Below are 927 nucleotides of genomic sequence, written 5' to 3'. Positions count from 1 at the left end.
GTTGCGCCCCGCCCGCACACCGCCCCGTCACTCGATCAGTGGCCACAATGAAAACGCTCACTGCGTAGTGCAACCCGCAGACGCACATTGGAGCCCGCCCGTACGTAAACCGCACGGGCCGGTGACCCGACCGCGAGGAGTGGTCATCTTTGGACGGCACCCTTGATAGTGCGTCCCGACCGGTAGCCCTTCCCAGGGCGTTTCGAGTGCTCTGGTGCGCTCAGGTGACCAGCCGACTGGGAACCCTGACGCTCGCGTTTCTGATCCTCTACCTGCAGCAGGAGGGGCTGATCACCGCGCGGACGGCATCTGTCGTCGTCGGCCTGTTCGGGGCCGGGGTTCTCGCCTCGGGACTGCTGGGCGGAGTCGTCGCAGACGCTATAGGCGGGCGGCGCACGATATTGGCCGCGCAGCCCGCTGCCATAGGCGTGGCGGCACTGTTCCTCGCGTCCCCTCATGTGTCCGTGCTGTGCCTGCTCGCGCTGCTGGCTGGTTTTCTGTCGGGGGTGGACAGGCCGGCCGGCGCAGGGCTGATCGCCGAGTACGTGCCCCAGGCGCAGTTCCCACGCGCGTACACCCTCTACCACGTCGGCTTCAACATCGGTATGTCCCTCGGCCCGGTCCTGTCCGGCTTCCTGCTGGCCTGGTTCCCACCCGCGCTGTTCCTGGTCTGGGCCGGCAGCAGCCTTGCCTGCGCGGTCCTGGTGCGCACGCTGCCTGGCGATGGCGCACGTACGGACCAAACAGGCAGCGCAGGTTCGCCCATGCGCCGTGCTGTACGCGGAGGGACCGAACCGTTCCGTTCCCCGGCGCTGTGTGCCTTCCTGACCCTGACCTTCCTGCTGGCCTGCGTCTACCTCCAAGTCAATTGGGTGCAGTTCCTTTCAAGGGAATGATGTGATCAGGCAGTGAGTTCGTAGTCCGGCT

The 927-nt window shown here is 66.5% G+C and carries 1 protein-coding gene; it reads left to right on the top strand.

Features of this window, described 5'->3' with window-relative positions:
• The first annotated feature begins 206 nt into the window (after positions 1 to 206).
• The gene (locus ABD366_RS39925; protein ID WP_324771353.1) at positions 207 to 896 is read left to right on the top strand and encodes an MFS transporter; all 690 of its coding nucleotides are present in this window, start codon (positions 207 to 209) and stop codon (positions 894 to 896) included.
• Positions 897 to 927 lie beyond the last annotated feature (31 nt).

Source organism: Streptomyces kunmingensis, assembly GCF_039533535.1.
Taxonomy (GTDB): Bacteria; Actinomycetota; Actinomycetes; order Streptomycetales; family Streptomycetaceae; genus Streptomyces; species Streptomyces kunmingensis.
This window is presented reverse-complemented; position numbering and strand designations above follow the sequence as displayed.